Raw genomic sequence first — 15,585 nt, 5'->3', positions numbered from 1 at the left:
CTGCTAGTCTTAGTATCAGCCACATTGGCTGAAATGCGCTCAATTAAGTGTTGTTTTTCCAACTCCTTCCCTAACAGAGACCTTTCTTTCATCAGCAAGTGGAGAAAATCCAACTATTTCCTCTTCCCCTCCCCTCTCAGCGGGTCCAATCCGTTCAACAAAAAACCTCCCCGGGAATATTTCATTCCAAAGGGAGGTTGCAATGGCCGTTATTTCGTTCTGCCTGCACTGCTTCAAATGCAAGCCTGAGCAGTTATTCTTCCGGGTCCGCTTCCTCCGAGATCATGCCTGCGAACAGGGCATGCACGAACTGGTCGGAATCGAACGGCTGAAGATCTTCCATTTTCTCGCCCAGACCAACCAGCTTCACCGGCAGGTTCATTTCCTGGCGGATCGCTACCACGATTCCGCCCTTCGCCGTACCGTCCAGCTTCGTCAGTACCAGGCCGGTCACGCCGCTCTTCTCGCCGAACAGCTTGGCCTGGGTGAGCGCATTCTGCCCGGTGGTGGCATCCAGCACCATAAGCACCTCATGCGGGGCGCTTGGAATCTCGCGCTGAATGACACGGAAGATCTTGTTCAGCTCTTCCATCAGATTGCTCTTGTTCTGCAGCCGGCCTGCTGTATCGCAGATCAGCACATCCACACTGCGCTGCTTGGCAGCCTGAACCGCATCGAACATCACCGCTGCCGGGTCCGATCCCGACTGTTGCTTGATCACATCCACTCCGGCACGCTTGCCCCACACCTCAAGCTGCTCAATGGCTCCGGCACGGAAGGTGTCGCCTGCCGCCAGCAGAACCTTCTTGCCTTCCTGCTTGTAGCGGTGCGCCAGCTTGCCGATGGTCGTCGTCTTCCCGACTCCGTTCACGCCGACGAACAGGATCACGGTAATGCCGTCCGGATTCTCGTTCAGACTATTGTCATCATCTCCGCGCAGCAGCTCCATCAGCTTGCGGGAGAGAATCGGCTGAAGCTCTGCCGCGTCCTCGATCCGCTTCTGCTTCACTTCGGCGCGCAGCTCCTCCACCAGATTCATGACCGTATTTACGCCTACATCGGCACCGATCAGAATCTCTTCCAGCTCCTCATAGAACTCTTCATCGATCTTTTTGCGGCGGATAATCAGATCAGAGACCTTCTCAACGAAGCCCTTGCGTGTTTTCTCCAGACCGTCGCGGAACTGTTTCGTTACGCTTTCCGTTTTACCGGAGATGCTGTCTTTCAGTTTTTTGAAAAAACTCATATGCTTATGCTTCCTCCTAAAGGGTTATAGGGATCACTTCATGAATCCTGCGTCTAGTTAAGCTATCTCTGCCTCTTCATCCTCCAGCCGCACGGATACGAGCTTGGATACGCCGCCCTCCTCCATCGTCACACCATAGAGCACATCGGCTTCCTCCATCGTTCCCTTGCGGTGGGTCACTACGATGAACTGCGTCTGCTCCGAGAACTCACGCAGGTACTGGGCGAAGCGCACCACATTGGCTTCATCCAGCGCCGCTTCCACTTCATCCAGCACGCAGAACGGCACCGGCTTCACCTGCAGAATGGCGAACAGCAGAGCCATCGCGGTCAAAGCGCGTTCTCCGCCGGAGAGAAGCTGGAGATTCTGCAGCTTCTTACCCGGCGGCTGGGCAACGATATCAATCCCGGTATCGAGCATATGCTCAGGGTCCAGCAGCTGCAGATCTGCCCGCCCGCCGCCGAACAGCTTCGTGAACACCGTACCGAACTCGCGGCGGATGGCATCGAAGGTCTGCTTGAAGCGCTTCGACATCTCCTCTTCCATCTCATGGATGACATGATACAGCGTTGTTTTGGCTTCCACCAGATCATCCTTTTGCCCGCTGAGAAAAGTATACCGCTCATGCACCCGCTGATACTCTTCAATCGCACCCAGGTTGACCTCGCCCAGACCGGAGATGCTGCGCTTCAGACGCTGCACCTCCAGCTGTGCCGCAGGCACATCCTCCGGCACAGGATAACGCTGCTTCGCCAGCTCGTAGCTCAGCTCGTAGTCATCGCTCAGCTTGCGGAGGATATTGTCCAGTTCTACATCCAGCCGGCCAACGGCAACCTCCGTGGACCGGAGCTTGTCTTCGACCGCCCGGAGCGCCTGACGCTGGTCTTTGGTCTCGCCTTCGGCCAGCTCCAGCTTGCGCGAGATCGCCGCGCGGTCGGCACGGGCCAGGTCAAGCCTCGCAGACGTATCTTCCTTGCTCAGCCGCAGACTGTTGACCTCTTCCTTCTGCTTCACGGTCTCCCGTGCATTCTCTTCCAGATCCTGCTCGATGGTCATAAGCAGGCTGCGGCTCTGGCGCAGCTCCTTCTCCTGGGAGCCGGCGTCCTGCCTCATCCGGCGCAGCTGCTCCTCCAGCGAGAAGATCTCCTGATCCAGCTTGCCCTCCGTGACCTTCATCCCGGTCAGCTTGCCCTGCAGCTCTTCCTTGGCCGATTCATTCGCCTTGCGGTCCGACTCGGCACTGCGGATGGCTGCGTGCGCCTCCTGCTCTTCCTTCTCCAGCCGGGACAGCTCTGCTTCCGCCTGCTTGCGGGCCTCATCCAGCCCGCGTACCTCCTGCTCGAAGCCGCTGCGCTCCGCGCCCGCGCCCTCGACCTGCTCCTGCACATGCCGCAGCTCCTGCTCCAGCTGCTTCAGATCGCCGGATACGCGCTGTTCCTCCAGCCGCTTCTCATCACCGTCATGCCGCAGCTGCTCCAGCTTCTGGGAGCCTTTGTCCTGTTCAGCGCGCAAGCGGCTGATCCCCTGCTTCAGCTTGGCAATCTGCTGCTCGCTCTCTTCAATCTCGCCGGAGAGCTGGTCAAGCTGACGCTTGCGGCTAAGCAGGCTGTTGTTCTTCTTATGCTGGCTGCCGCCCGTCATTGAGCCGCCTGCATTCACCACATCGCCTTCCAGCGTAACCACTCTGTAGCGGTATTGGCATTTGGCCGCAATGCGGTTCGCCTGCTCCAGACTCTCAGCGATTACGACATTGCCAAGCAGGCTTCCGATAATGCTTCCATACTTGTCTTCATAGCCTACCAGCTCCGAGGCGATACCGACAAACCCTTCAGCACCTTGAACCATGCTGCGGTCACTGCCGGTAATCTGCCGGGGCCGGATCACATCAAGCGGGAGGAAGGTCGCCCGTCCGAGCTGACGCTGCTTCAGGAAAGCAATCGCCTGCCGGGACACCGCTTCATTCTCCATAACCACATGCTGCAAGGAAGCGCCCATGGCGGTCTCAATCGCCATTTCCAGCTTCTCGGGAACGGAGATCAATTCGGCAACTGCCCCGTGTACACCGCTTAGCTGTCCTTTGCGCGCGCCCTTCAGCACCTCTTTGACCCCAAGCATGAAGCCGTCAAAATCATCCTGCATTTCCTTCATCGTCTCATGCCGGGACACCTGGGCTTCGCGCTTCTGCTCCCATTTTCGCAGGCCGCTCTGCGTCTCTTCGAGCAGCTTCTGCCGTTTGCCGGTCTGCTCGCTCTCCGTAATGTATGCGCCGCGCAGCAGCCCGATTTCCTTGCCTAGCGCGGCAATCTTATCCTTCAGCCCGCTCTGTGCAGAGACCAGCTCCTCCAGCCGCGCTGTCCACTTGCCGCTCTCCTCCTGGCTGCGGCTCATCCGCCGCTCCAGGCTCTCCTTCTGCTGATCCGCATAGCGGATCTCGTTGCGCGCCTGGGCCATCAGGTTCATCAGCTCAAGCAGAGCGCTCTTCAGCTTCTCTTCCTTGCTCTGGCTGATGCCTCCGGCCACACCCTGCAGCTTCGATTCCTCATCCGCCAGCTGTGCCCGCAGCTCCGCAAGCGTCTGCCTGGTCTGCTTCAGCTTATGCTCCAGCTCCGCCAGCTCACGCTGCCGCCCCTCAGAGCGTTCGCCTACAGAACCCAGAGTCTGCATGAGCTGTTCCCGGTTCTGCTCCAGATTCCTGCGGCGCTCCTTCAGCAGTTCTCCGTAGCCTTCGCTCTTCTCGTTGGCTTCGCTGCTGCGCAGCAGCTGTTCCTGCAGCTTCTCCACTTCCTGCTCCAGATTCCGCAGCTCCGCCCGGCCGCTCTCCAGCTTGGCATCATGGGCAGAGACTATAGTGGACAGCTCCAGCTGCTCCGTCTTAAGCACCTCCAGGCGGGCGTTGCCCTCCTGCCAGGATGTATGTATGCCTTCGATCTGATGCACATATACCGAAATCTCCAGATGCTTTAGCTGCTCCCGCAGCTCCTTGTATCTTATCGCCTTCTCGGACTGGTCCTTCAGCGGTCCCACCTGATCCTCCAGCTCGCTGATCAGGTCATGAATCCGCAGCAAATTCTGCTCGGTCTCATCGAGCTTGCGGCCGGCATCCTTTTTGCGTGACTTATATTTAACAATACCTGAAGCCTCTTCAAAAATCCCCCTCCGGTCTTCCGAACGGGTACTGAGAATCTCTTCAATCCGGCCTTGTCCGATAATCGAATAAGCTTCACGGCCGATACCGGTATCCATGAACAGCTCCGTAATATCCTTCAGCCTGCAGGCCTGCTTATTGATCAGATATTCACTGTCGCCGCTGCGGTGGACACGCCGGGTCACGGTCACCTCGCTGAAATCCAGCGGCAGCACATGATCCTCATTATCCAGCGTCAGCGAGACCTCACCATAGTTGACCGCCTTGCGGGCATCACTTCCGGCAAATATAATATCCTCCATCTTGCCGCCGCGCAGGGATTTGGCACTCTGCTCCCCAAGCACCCAGCGGATGCCGTCGGATATGTTACTTTTTCCGCTGCCGTTCGGGCCGACTACAGCCGTTATTCCGCGCACAAATTCCATCTCTGTTTTGTCGGCAAATGATTTGAAGCCTGCTAATTCAATCCGTTTCAGAAACATAACTCGCTACTCACCTCTGACCCATTATACCATAGTGTTTCCTTGCCAAAACAACCCCATAAAGTGGTGCACCTGCTTCGATATTTACCCCAAAACATATCATTTCTGATCTTTCGAAAAAGAGCAGCAAAAGTCTGACTTCCGCCGAACCGCCGGCATTCAGACCATTGCTGCTCTACTCCGCATTTCAGATGTTCAAATGTGCCTTCAGGCACCATCTTCCTTCAGAAGCAATAACGCCGCCGCCGCTGCCTGCTGCTCCGCTTCCTTCTTGGAGCGGCCGCTGCCGCTGCCGAGTGAACGGCTGGCCATATATACTTCTGAGACGAACTCACGCTCATGCGCCGGTCCGCGTTCTTCAATAATCCGATATTCCAGCGTACCCATCCCATGATGCTGTATCAGTTCCTGAAGCTCTGTCTTGAAGTCGCTCATCTGCATTTGCAGCTTACCGTCGGTTTCAACCAGCGGAAATACGTGATTATCCAGGAATCTCCGGGCCGTCTCCAGTCCCTGATCGAGATAGAGCGCTCCCACGAAGGCTTCGAACACATCAGCCAGCAGAGCCGGGCGGGTACGCCCGCCCGTAAGCTCTTCCCCTTTTCCCAGCAGTACATACCGCCCGAAGCCCAAGGTCTCGGCGAACCGGACCAGCGACGGCTCACAGACAATCGCAGCACGCAGCTTGGTCAATTCTCCCTCGGGTCTGTCCGGGAGCAGATTATACAGATATTCGGACACCGTCAGCTCAAGCACCGCATCACCCAGGAACTCCAGGCGCTCGTTGTCCTGATGCTGATTGAACCGGTGTTCGTTCACATAAGATGCATGGGTGAAAGCCTGCTTCAGAAGTACAGGATCGTGAAATTGGATTTGAAGTTGGCTTTGTAACTGCTTCAGGTCTCCTTTCACTGCACTGTCTCCCCTTACTTATTATATTTTTTGAGAATAACGGTCGCGTTATGTCCCCCGAATCCGAAGGAATTTGACATCGCGATATTCAGCTCCGCCTGACGTGGCACATTCGGAACATAGTCCAAATCGCAATCCGGGTCAGGGTTGTCCAAATTGATGGTAGGGGCAATCATACCCTTCTGCAGGGACAACCCGCAGATAATCGCTTCCACCCCGCCGGCAGCGCCAAGCAAGTGGCCTGTCATCGATTTGGTTGAGCTGATCGCAACCTTGTACGCATGCTCTCCAAGCGCCTTCTTCACAGCGGCTGTCTCGGATTTATCGCCTACCGGTGTAGATGTACCATGCGCATTGATGTAGTCGATATCCTCAGGATGAATACCGGCATCACGGATCGCCATCTTCATGCAGCGTGCTGCACCGTCAGGATCAGGCTCCGTCATGTGGTGGGCATCGGCGCTGAGACCGTATCCGATGACTTCGGCATAGATCTTGGCTCCGCGCTTCTCGGCGTGTTCCAGGGATTCGAGAATCAGGATTCCCGCACCCTCGCCCATAACAAAGCCATCACGGTCCACATCAAACGGGCGGCTGGCCTTCTCCGGCTCGTCATTGCGGGTAGACATGGCTCTCATTGCACAAAAGCCTGCCATTCCTGTAGGACGAATGGTTGCTTCCGCACCGCCGCAGATCATCGCATCCGCATCACCGCGCTGGATCAGACGGAAGGATTCTCCGATGGAGTGGCTGCCTGTTGCACAAGCGGTCACTGTCGTTGTATTCGGTCCCTTGGCCCCGAGATTGATCGACAGCTGGCCGGAGCCCATGTTGGCAATCATCATCGGAATGAAGAACGGGCTGACCCGCTTCGGGCCTTTTTCGAGCAGCAGGTTGTGGTTATCTTCCCATGTGCCGAGGCCGCCGATTCCAGAGCCGACAGATACCCCGATCCGCTCTGCATCGATATCTTCACCGATCGTAAGTCCGCTGTCCTTCAGCGCATCTTCACCGGCAGCAACTGCGAATTGTACGAACCGGTCCATCTTGCGGGCTTCCTTGCGGCCGAAGCGTGCTTCCGCATCGAAATCCTTGACCGAGGAAGCAATTCTTGTTGGATATTCACTGACATCAAAAGCTTCAACCAGGGATACTCCGGACTTGCCGCTCATGAGGCTATCCCAGAACGTCTCAAGATCCTTACCCAGCGAAGTCATTACACCCATACCAGTTACAACTACTCTATGATTCAAACATAATCACCCCGTCTATAGGCTGTGTACCTCTACAATGTGTAAACGCAAACATACCAGATGTCTATATAAACTGCAGTCGCCGCAGCATTAATTAATCTGCGGTTCTGTATTATCTTCATAAAGATGCTCATGCGTCTCTTCGCGGAAGCTTAACTGAAAGAACTGTAAAATGAGGAGAAGTCCCGCCCTGGCAGGAACGGGACCCTCAATCATATGACTCTAGGTATGAGATTGTATGTACTTCACAACTTCACCCACGGTCGTAATTCTCTCTGCATCTTCATCAGAGATTTCCATGTCGAATTCATCTTCCAATTCCATTACCAATTCTACAACATCAAGAGAATCAGCACCTAAATCATCTTTGAAAGACGCTTCTAATGTTACCTCTGCTTCATCGGCACCTAAGCGGTCGATGACAATGCGTGTTACACGCTCCAATACATCGGACATCCGGTTCACCTCCTCTTTTGGTATTATACGAGATATGAAGTCAAAATACCATAGAGCATAAAAAACGCTGCCCTGGCCGCCTCTGTCCATCTTCACCCGTAACGATCTAACGCCCTGCGAAGCCTTACATGTACATTCCGCCATCCACATGAAGCGTCTGGCCTGTCATGTAAGCTGCCCCTTCCGAAGCCAGGAATACCGCCGCATTCGCAATGTCCTCCGCCCGCCCAAGCTCTCCCAAGGGAATCCCCTTAATCAGCTCGCTGCGAACCTCATCGGACAACTCGCGGGTCATGTCGGTATCAATGAAGCCTGGTGCGATGCAGTTCACGGTAATCCCCCGTGAAGACAGCTCGCGGGCCGCAGACTTCGTCATGCCGATTACCCCTGCCTTGGCAGCGGTATAGTTCACCTGCCCGGGATTCCCCGTCACGCCCACAACCGAGGAAATATTGATGATCCGGCCATAACGCTGCTTCATCATCGGGCGGGTTACTGCCTTCAGGCAGTTGAAGACGCCCTTCAGATTCGTCTCGATGACCTGATCGAATTCTTCCTCTTTCATACGCATGATCAGATTGTCCCGGGTAATGCCCGCATTGTTCACCAGGATATCGATTTTGCCCCAGGTCTGGATAACCTCTTTGACCAGGTTCTCAGCGTCACTGCTGCGGCCGACATTCCCCTGCAGAGCGATTCCTTCCGAGCCCAGCTCGTGAATCCGGGCCACGGTCTCTTCAGCCGCCTGAAGGCTGCCGGAATAGTTCACCGCGACCTTCACGCCATGAGCAGCGAGTGCCAAGGCAATGCTGCGGCCGATCCCCCGGGACCCTCCGGTTACAAGGGCGGTCTGACCTTTTAGTGCTGCAAACATGCTATGTTGTCCCCCTTCGATAATCATGCGGTTGCGGTTAGGCCAAGCGGCTTACCAGCCAGCCTGCACGCTCTCCAGACTGTTGATATTCACAACCTTGACCTTCCTGTCAATCTTGCGGATCAGGCCAGCCAGCACACTGCCGGAGCCAATCTCTACAAAAGTATCTACACCTGCGCCAATGAGCCATTCCACGCTATCCTGCCAGAGTACCGGAGAATATACCTGTTCTACCAGCAGCTTGCGGATTTCTTCAGGGTCTGTCACCGGAGCAGCGGTGACATTGACCACTACCGGCATAGCAGGAGCATTGAAGGTTACCTTCTCGAGCTCAGCAGCCAGCCGCTCAGCCGCACCCTTCATTAATGAGGAGTGGAACGGCCCGCTAACCTCCAGCGGAATCGCCCGTTTGCCCCCGGCTTCCTTCACACGCTGGACCACCTCATCTACACCGGCTACGGAACCGGACACCACAATCTGTCCCGGACAATTGACATTCGCCAGTTCAACGGGAGTACCCGCCGCTGTAATACTGCGGCATAATTCCGTAAGCGCCTCACGGTCTGCTCCAAGCACCGCTGCCATAGCCCCCTGTCCTCCGGGAACTGCTTCTTCCATGAATTGTCCGCGCAGGCGGACCAGCCTTACAGCATCTTCATAGGACAGCACGCCGGCTGCCACTAGAGCGCTATATTCGCCAAGACTGTGGCCTGCCACATAATCCGGCGTAACCTGGAGGCCGCTTAGCGCTTCCAGATAAGCCACACTGGCTGTAACCAGTGCCGGCTGAGTGTTCACCGTCTGCTTAAGCTCGCTGTCCGGCCCTTCAAATACAAGCCCGCTCAGCGAAAATCCAAGCACCTCGTCACCCTTTTCAAAGACTGCACGGCTCTGAGGCAATGCTTCATATACATCCTTACCCATACCGATTGCCTGTGCACCCTGACCGGGAAAGACAAATGCGATTTTGCTCATGAGGTATACAGCTCCTTCCCTTTAACTGCAGCGAGCCCGGATATTCCCCGGATTGGGCTGCTGCGTCACTATTATTAATGCCCCGATTCTTACCAGATCAGCACAGAAGCGCCCCAGGTAAGTCCGCCACCGAAGCCGACCATAAGCACTGCATCGCCTGCCTTCATCCGGCCTTCCTCGGCTGCTTCTACAAGAGCCAGCGGAATGGAGGCAGCGGAGGTATTCGCGTATTTATCAACGTTGACTACAACCTTCTCCGGCGGCAGATCCAGACGCTGCATAGCGGATTGAATAATCCGGATGTTGGCCTGATGCGGCACGAACAAGTCGATATTCTCCTTAGACAATCCCGCCTTGGTAAGCACACGCTCCGTGGCCGATCCCATGACGCGTACTGCGAACTTGAAGACCTCGCGGCCATTCATATAGATGAAGTGCTTCTTGTCTTCTACGGTCTGCTGGGAAGCCGGGAGACGTGAGCCGCCCGCTTCCAGATTAAGCAGGCTGCCGCCAGAGCCTTCCGCTCCAAGATCGAAGGACTGGAAGCCGCGTCCTTCCGGAACCTCGCCGACGATTACCGCACCGGCACCGTCACCGAACAGCACGCAGGTATTGCGGTCTGTATAATCAGTAATGCGCGACAGCGTATCTGCACCGATTACCAGCGCATTGTTATACATTCCATTCTGGATAAAGCCGGTTGCCGTAGCCAGACTGTAGACGAACCCGGAGCAGGCTGCCGACAGATCGAAAGCGGCTGCGTTCTTGGCTCCCAGCTTGTCCTGCAGAATGCAGGCTGTGGACGGGAAAGCACTATCAGGTGTTACTGTAGCGACAATGATCAGATCGAGCTCCTCAGCCTTCATGCCTGCGGATTTCAGTGCCTTCAGGGCCGCTTCATAGGCCAGATCAGAGGTAGCCTGCTCCGGGGCCGCAATATGCCGTTCCCGGATTCCCGTGCGGCTGACAATCCATTCATCATTCGTTTCGACGATCTTCTCCAGATCGCTGTTGGTTAATATTCTCTCAGGCACATATTTGCCAGTCCCAATAATTCCTACCGGACGTAATTGTCTCATGTCTTCACTCACTTCCCGCTAATTTCCTTCGATATACTAGGCACCAGATCCGCCTTCAGCGCAATCCGAGCCTGTCTTACCGCATTCTTCACCGCATTGCCGTCGGACGAACCATGCCCCTTCACTACCAGGCCGCTAAGACCGAGCAGCGGCGCTCCGCCGTGTTCCTTATAATCCATCTTGCCCTTCAGGCTTCTAAGCTCCGGCATCAGAATCGCCGCCCCCAGCTTCGTCTTAAGCGATTTGCTGAACTGCTCCTTCAGCAGAGAGAACATCGCGCCGGCTGTTCCTTCCAGCGTCTTCAGAAGTATATTACCGGCGAAGCCGTCACAGACCAGCACATCGCAGCTTCCGGTGAGCACATCCCGCGCTTCCACATTGCCGACAAAATGAATGCCCTGCAGCGCCTCCAGGAGCGGATAGGCTTCCTTGGTCAATTCATTCCCCTTGCCCGGCTCCGTCCCGACGTTCAGCAGGCCTACCCGGGGCTTCGCAATGCCGTGCACTTTGTTGCGGTATATGCTCCCGATCTGGGCATACTGTGCCAGATGCTGCGGCTTGGCATCCATATTGGCGCCAAGATCCAGGGCCAGCACACCGACATCATCCAGCGTCGGAATCATCGGAGCCAGCGCCGGCCGTTCGATCCCTTCCATTCTTCCGACTACCAGAAGTCCTGTAGTCATTAATGCTCCGGTATTCCCTGAGGAGATCATGGCATCGGCCTCACCCTCGCGGACCATACGTCCGGCTACGACCATGGATGAGTCCTTTTTGCGGCGGACCGCCTTCACCGGCTCTTCATCCGAACCGATCACATCCCCGGCATGACGTACGGTAACGTTAGAAGGCTTAGTCTTCAGCAGCGGCTCAAGCCGCGCTTCATCACCGACCAGTATGATCTCTATGTCATTCCACTCCACAGCCGCTGCCAGCGCGCCTTCCACATTACATTCAGGAGCATTATCCCCGCCCATGGCATCAATGGCGATCCGCACTCCGGTTTCCCCCTTCGTTGTACTCTTCAGTTGCTGAACGATACACTATAAAATGGCCTTGAAATACCAGCTCTTCTCCGACATATGTAAATACATCCACTTCAGCCTTGCCGTTCCGGCCCGCAAGTGAGCGCACCTGCGCCTTGGCAATGCATTTCTCTCCCAGCCGGACCATGCGCACAAACCGGATGTCGGCCGAAGCCGTTAAGGCAATCTCATCATTAATTATGGCTACTGCCAGCGAATTCGCCTGGCCGAAGACGTAGTGGCCACGGGCAATCCCGTTGCGGGAGAACACATGCTCATCGCGGATCTCGAAGATCGAAATCCCGCTCTTATCCAGCTGCAGATCCACAATATCACCGACCACTTCATCGGCTGGCAGGGAACGCACCTGATCATAGGAATGCTCCGCCATCTGCTTCATCCGCTCACGCAGCTCGGGAATCCCCAGCTCCAGCCGGTCCAGCCGGATCGTCTGGATACTCACCTTCAGCTGGCGGGTCAATTCCCGGTCCGTTACAAACGGGTTCCCTTCTATTATAGCCAGCAGCTGCTGCTGACGTTCCTTCTTGGACATCCGCTCGATAGCGGCTCACCTCCCGGCACAGGCCTGATGTGCAGCTTTCCGGCCCGTAAGAGTGGCCGCTGTAATCATCTCTCTCTGTTCTACCTTATCAATTAGAACCAGGTACTAATATGTAGTATAAAGCATGCCGACGCAAAAATAAAGCTTTGGCTTGAAAAGCGCCTGAAAACCCGCGCAGCGCAAGGCATATAAGCTCTGCCCCAGCTTTATTTTCACATAAAAATAGCACTCCACCGGCAGATGAAGTGCTACTCTTATGTGCAAACTATTGTTTGATGATTTCTCTTGCTTTGTATGTTCCGCAAACTTTACATACGTGGTGAGCAAGCTTCAGCTCTCCGCATTGTTCGCATTTCACCATACCTGGAACAACCAGTTTAAAGTGAGTACGACGCTTGTCACGGCGAGTCTTGGACGTTCTGCGTTGTGGTACTGCCATTGTTAGACACCTCCTGATTTGGTTGTAACCCAATTCCTTGGGATTTGTTCTTAGTCATCTTGCTTGGTAAAGAATCCTTTCAACGCAGCGAGTCTTGGATCGATCACTGTGTTGTCGCAACTGCAGGTGCCTTCGTTCAAGTTCTGTCCGCATTTCTGACAAAGACCAAGACAGTCTGCCTTGCACAATACCGAATCCGGTAAGTGCAGTACGAAATTTTCTTCCACATACGGGATAAGATCCACAATCTCATCTTTGATGTAAATGAGTTCCTCATCTTCATCTTCCGGAAGAATTGGCTGCTTAAGCCACTTGAAGGTCTCAGCGAAAGGAATGTTCAGCTTACTCTTGACCTCACCGAGACAACGTGAACATAACATGTCCACTTCTCCGTTCAGTGTTCCCACCACGTTCACACTATCGGTTCCCGCGGGCAGCGCTTTAAGGTCTACTGAGAGTGGTGCAACAGCAAGTATATCCTTGCGCCCTGTGACAACCCCGCTGACATCCACAACTTCGTGGAGGACCAGAGGCTCGTCGGCATTCGCTAATTTGCGAAAGTGAATGTTCATTCTTATCACTCCAAACAAACAAAATTTATTATACCTATTATTCCCTGAGTTTGTCAACCATTTTCCCTTTATATTGTTTCAGGGAGCGTGACAATTTATGATATACAATATATCTTCCAGAATGGGGCGTGAAGCAACTGTGGCAACTGTAGGTATTATAGCCGAATATAACCCTTTACATAACGGACATGTCCATCATTTCACCGAGGCCAAAAGAATATCGGGAGCGGACCGTTCCGTTGTCATTATGAGCGGACCGTTCACCCAGCGCGGCGAGCCGGCGGCGGTCAGCAAGCGCGCCCGTACCGAGATGGCGCTGCACATGGGCGCCGATCTGGTCATTGAGCTGCCGGTGGCGTACGCCGTCCAGCCGGCGGAATGGTTCGCCTTCGGAGCGGTGTCCCTGCTGGAGGCGACCGGCGTCGTCGACAGCCTGTGCTTCGGCTCCGAAGCAGGCACTTTGGGCGTGCTGCTGCCTCTGGCCGGCTTCCTGGCCGAAGAGAGCAGTGCGCTTAAGGAGGAGATCCGCGCGCGCCTCTCTGAGGGCGCGGGATTCCCCGCCGCCTACAGTGCAGCGGCGGCGGCGGCCTGGAAGGCCTCCTTCTTGGGAGAGGAGAAACCGGAAGATGCCGAAAGTATATTGCGGCAGCCCAACAACAGCCTCGGCCTGCACTACCTGATCGCGCTGCGGCGGCTGGGCAGCGCGATCAGGCCCTTGACCGTGCCGCGTACCGGCGCGGGCTTCCACGACCCGCTGGAGGGCGGGTCGGCCATTGCCAGTGCAACAGCCATCCGCAGGCTGCTGCAGGAGGGCGGATCACCGGCGGCTTACATGCCGGAGTACGCCCTGTCGATCCTGGAGCGGGAACGTGCAGCAGGCCGGGGCCCGGTACTGCTAGAAGACTTCGCCGGGCCGCTGCGCCATGTGCTCTATACGCGCTCCGCTGCGGAGCTGCACACGCTGCAGGATATGAACGAGGGCCTGGAGAACCGGCTGCTCCGAAGCATGCGCCAGCTGGATAAGTTCACAGTCGGCGGTCTGCTGCAGGAGCTTAAGAGCAGACGGTATACCCTTACCAGGCTCCAGCGTCTGCTGCTCCATACCCTGCTGAACCATAGCAAAACAGAGCTGTCCCCCTCCGTTCTCTCCCAGGGTCCCGGCTACATAAGGGTTCTCGGCTTCCGCGAGAGCGGCCGGGAGCTGCTGAAGCAGATGAAGCAGACAGCAGCGCTTTCGGTGATTACAAGCCCTGCCCGCTGTACCCATCCCATGCTGGAGCGTGACCTCCAGGCGGCCGCTGTGTTCGCCGGGGCTTATGCCGACCCGCTGCGCAGCGATCTGTACAGTGATTATCTTGAGCCGCCGGTCAGGATTTGATGACCGGCAGCTCCTCCATGTATTTCAGGGCATCGGGCAGGGTTGAGACAGGAACCAGCTTCATATTCGTGCCGATTTGATCGGCTTTTGCCTTGGCCTCGTCGTAGTTCTTAAGCGGAACGAAGAAGATCTCCGCCCCTTTACGGTCGGCCGCTACAATCTTGTGCTTCACACCACCGATCGGCCCCACGTTCCCCTCCGCATCTATCGTACCCGTGCCTGCCACCTTCCGGCCCTTGGTGAGATCTCCCGGCGTAAGCCGGTTGTAGATTTCCATAGTGAACATCAGTCCGGCAGATGGTCCGCCCACGTTAGTATCCACAAAACTGACGGCTTTACCTTTCTCCTTAGGCTCCACCTTTTGAACCGCACCAATTACAACTCCGAAGCCCGGCCGTGCAGCCGCAGCTTCTTTATCCTTGACCCCCACCAGCTTGACCTGTTCCTTGATCTCTTTGCCGTCACGCTGGAGCGATACCTCTACGGTATCCCCGATTTGATGAACCGACAGCAATTTGGACAGCGCGGCCGGATCGGCTGCCTTTTGTCCGCCTACACTGATGATTTTGTCCCCCGGCTTGAACCGGTCCTGATTAGCAGTCTCTGGTACCGAGAACACATACAGATAATCCACGACATCCTCATAAGGTACACCTGCCGCATGATAGGCTGCCTGCACAGCATAGGACTGTGAACTATTCATATAGAACACCTGCTCCGCCGCATACTCCTGCTCCGTCTTATCCTGCAGACGGGTTTCTTTCAATACTACCTCGGCATTCGAGTTGAACACAGAGGCGATTAGAAGAGCCACATTCGCATAGCTTGCAGAGACCGTGGTCATCATGAAGGTTCCTTGCTCCTGCGGATCGGCATTCTCAACCTTGATCATCGGTGCCACCTCGGAGGCGCTTCCCGGCTGATATACAATGTAAGGTGTGTTCATAAAGACGACAACATAGAGAATGACCACGAATGAAAATAAATAGGCTGAAGCGCGGATGCCTACCCGGCGTTTGTACTGCCTCAAGTCTCTTCCCCTTCTTTCCTGCGGATGATGCCCCGGCACTTAGAATGTGGTACCTTAGCCTGGAGCTTCACTCCGGCTGTGGCATGATGGTTGTCTCCCCTGCATAAATTGATAACAAGATCTGCCCATGTCCTAAGCTATGAAGAGGGGATAACTC

Annotated in this window: 15 protein-coding genes; 1 reads left to right on the top strand and 14 read right to left on the bottom strand. The window is 55.6% G+C overall.

Annotated features, from left to right (window positions below; all coding sequences use genetic code 11):
* Positions 1-39: 39 nt before the first annotated feature.
* The 13 genes from MKY86_RS13325 to MKY86_RS13265 form a co-directional block, all read right to left on the bottom strand.
* Positions 40-237 (bottom strand): hypothetical protein, encoded by a 198-nt coding sequence (locus tag MKY86_RS13325; protein ID WP_340826980.1) that lies wholly within the window; start codon positions 235-237, stop codon positions 40-42.
* Positions 238-253: 16 nt separating this feature from the next.
* Complete coding sequence (gene ftsY / locus MKY86_RS13320) at positions 254-1,246, bottom strand: signal recognition particle-docking protein FtsY (protein WP_076077811.1); 993 nt, start codon at positions 1,244-1,246, stop codon at positions 254-256.
* 57 nt (positions 1,247-1,303) lie between these two features.
* Positions 1,304-4,873, bottom strand: coding sequence for a chromosome segregation protein SMC (smc, locus tag MKY86_RS13315; RefSeq protein WP_036728873.1), 3,570 nt, complete (start codon positions 4,871-4,873; stop codon positions 1,304-1,306).
* 207 nt (positions 4,874-5,080) lie between these two features.
* Positions 5,081-5,785 carry a ribonuclease III gene (rnc, locus tag MKY86_RS13310; RefSeq protein ID WP_036728876.1) on the bottom strand — a complete coding sequence of 235 codons (705 nt, stop codon included), beginning with the start codon at positions 5,783-5,785 and terminating at the stop codon, positions 5,081-5,083.
* A 14-nt stretch (positions 5,786-5,799) separates the two neighbouring features.
* A complete protein-coding gene (gene fabF / locus MKY86_RS13305) occupies positions 5,800-7,038 on the bottom strand; it encodes a beta-ketoacyl-ACP synthase II (RefSeq protein ID WP_076077808.1) in 1,239 nt (412 codons plus the stop codon).
* 222 nt (positions 7,039-7,260) lie between these two features.
* Positions 7,261-7,494 carry an acyl carrier protein gene (gene acpP, locus MKY86_RS13300; RefSeq protein ID WP_036694165.1) on the bottom strand — a complete coding sequence of 78 codons (234 nt, stop codon included), beginning with the start codon at positions 7,492-7,494 and terminating at the stop codon, positions 7,261-7,263.
* Positions 7,495-7,618: 124 nt separating this feature from the next.
* Positions 7,619-8,368, bottom strand: a complete 750-nt coding sequence (fabG, locus tag MKY86_RS13295; protein ID WP_036728883.1) for a 3-oxoacyl-[acyl-carrier-protein] reductase — start codon at positions 8,366-8,368, stop codon at positions 7,619-7,621.
* A gap of 51 nt (positions 8,369-8,419) precedes the next feature.
* Positions 8,420-9,343, bottom strand: coding sequence for an ACP S-malonyltransferase (gene fabD / locus MKY86_RS13290; protein WP_076077805.1), 924 nt, complete (start codon positions 9,341-9,343; stop codon positions 8,420-8,422).
* A gap of 89 nt (positions 9,344-9,432) precedes the next feature.
* The gene (locus MKY86_RS13285; RefSeq protein WP_143803652.1) at positions 9,433-10,422 is read right to left on the bottom strand and encodes a beta-ketoacyl-ACP synthase 3; all 990 of its coding nucleotides are present in this window, start codon (positions 10,420-10,422) and stop codon (positions 9,433-9,435) included.
* A gap of 8 nt (positions 10,423-10,430) precedes the next feature.
* Entirely contained in the window at positions 10,431-11,420 is a 990-nt protein-coding gene (gene plsX / locus MKY86_RS13280; RefSeq protein ID WP_076077800.1) for a phosphate acyltransferase PlsX, read from the bottom strand.
* On the bottom strand, positions 11,404-12,000 hold the full coding sequence (fapR, locus tag MKY86_RS13275; RefSeq protein WP_076077798.1) for a transcription factor FapR: 597 nt from the start codon (positions 11,998-12,000) through the stop codon (positions 11,404-11,406). The genes plsX and fapR overlap by 17 nt, the downstream gene beginning before the upstream one ends.
* Positions 12,001-12,274: 274 nt before the next feature.
* Positions 12,275-12,448, bottom strand: a complete 174-nt coding sequence (rpmF, locus tag MKY86_RS13270) for a 50S ribosomal protein L32 (RefSeq protein ID WP_019911234.1) — start codon at positions 12,446-12,448, stop codon at positions 12,275-12,277.
* 50 nt (positions 12,449-12,498) lie between these two features.
* A complete protein-coding gene (locus tag MKY86_RS13265) occupies positions 12,499-13,020 on the bottom strand; it encodes a YceD family protein (protein WP_036728896.1) in 522 nt (173 codons plus the stop codon).
* A 139-nt stretch (positions 13,021-13,159) separates the two neighbouring features.
* Here MKY86_RS13265 and MKY86_RS13260 point away from each other — a divergent pair, with 139 nt between their 5' ends.
* On the top strand, positions 13,160-14,398 hold the full coding sequence (locus tag MKY86_RS13260) for a tRNA(Met) cytidine acetate ligase (RefSeq protein WP_076078171.1): 1,239 nt from the start codon (positions 13,160-13,162) through the stop codon (positions 14,396-14,398).
* On the opposite strand, the gene MKY86_RS13255 is transcribed toward MKY86_RS13260, so the two are convergent.
* Positions 14,388-15,428 carry a SepM family pheromone-processing serine protease gene (locus MKY86_RS13255; protein ID WP_076077795.1) on the bottom strand — a complete coding sequence of 347 codons (1,041 nt, stop codon included), beginning with the start codon at positions 15,426-15,428 and terminating at the stop codon, positions 14,388-14,390. The two genes, MKY86_RS13260 and MKY86_RS13255, sit on opposite strands and share 11 nt — an antisense overlap.
* Between the last annotated feature and the right edge of the window lie 157 nt (positions 15,429-15,585).

The sequence above is a fragment of the Paenibacillus sp. FSL R7-0333 genome (assembly GCF_038000365.1).
GTDB classification, from domain to species: domain Bacteria; phylum Bacillota; class Bacilli; order Paenibacillales; family Paenibacillaceae; genus Paenibacillus_AQ; species Paenibacillus_AQ silagei.
The sequence above is the reverse complement of the archived record's forward strand: the minus strand, read 5'-3'. Positions and strand labels throughout refer to the sequence as shown.

Coding starts and splice junctions, on each gene's coding strand:
- ftsY (WP_076077811.1), bottom strand. CDS start 1,246: ATGAGTTTTTTCAAAAAACTGAAAGACAGCATCTCCGGTAAAACGGAA.
- smc (WP_036728873.1), bottom strand. CDS start 4,873: ATGTTTCTGAAACGGATTGAATTAGCAGGCTTCAAATCATTTGCCGAC.
- acpP (WP_036694165.1), bottom strand. CDS start 7,494: ATGTCCGATGTATTGGAGCGTGTAACACGCATTGTCATCGACCGCTTA.
- fabG (WP_036728883.1), bottom strand. CDS start 8,368: ATGTTTGCAGCACTAAAAGGTCAGACCGCCCTTGTAACCGGAGGGTCC.
- fabD (WP_076077805.1), bottom strand. CDS start 9,343: ATGAGCAAAATCGCATTTGTCTTTCCCGGTCAGGGTGCACAGGCAATC.
- MKY86_RS13285 (WP_143803652.1), bottom strand. CDS start 10,422: ATGAGACAATTACGTCCGGTAGGAATTATTGGGACTGGCAAATATGTG.
- fapR (WP_076077798.1), bottom strand. CDS start 12,000: ATGTCCAAGAAGGAACGTCAGCAGCAGCTGCTGGCTATAATAGAAGGG.
- rpmF (WP_019911234.1), bottom strand. CDS start 12,448: ATGGCAGTACCACAACGCAGAACGTCCAAGACTCGCCGTGACAAGCGT.
- MKY86_RS13265 (WP_036728896.1), bottom strand. CDS start 13,020: ATGAACATTCACTTTCGCAAATTAGCGAATGCCGACGAGCCTCTGGTC.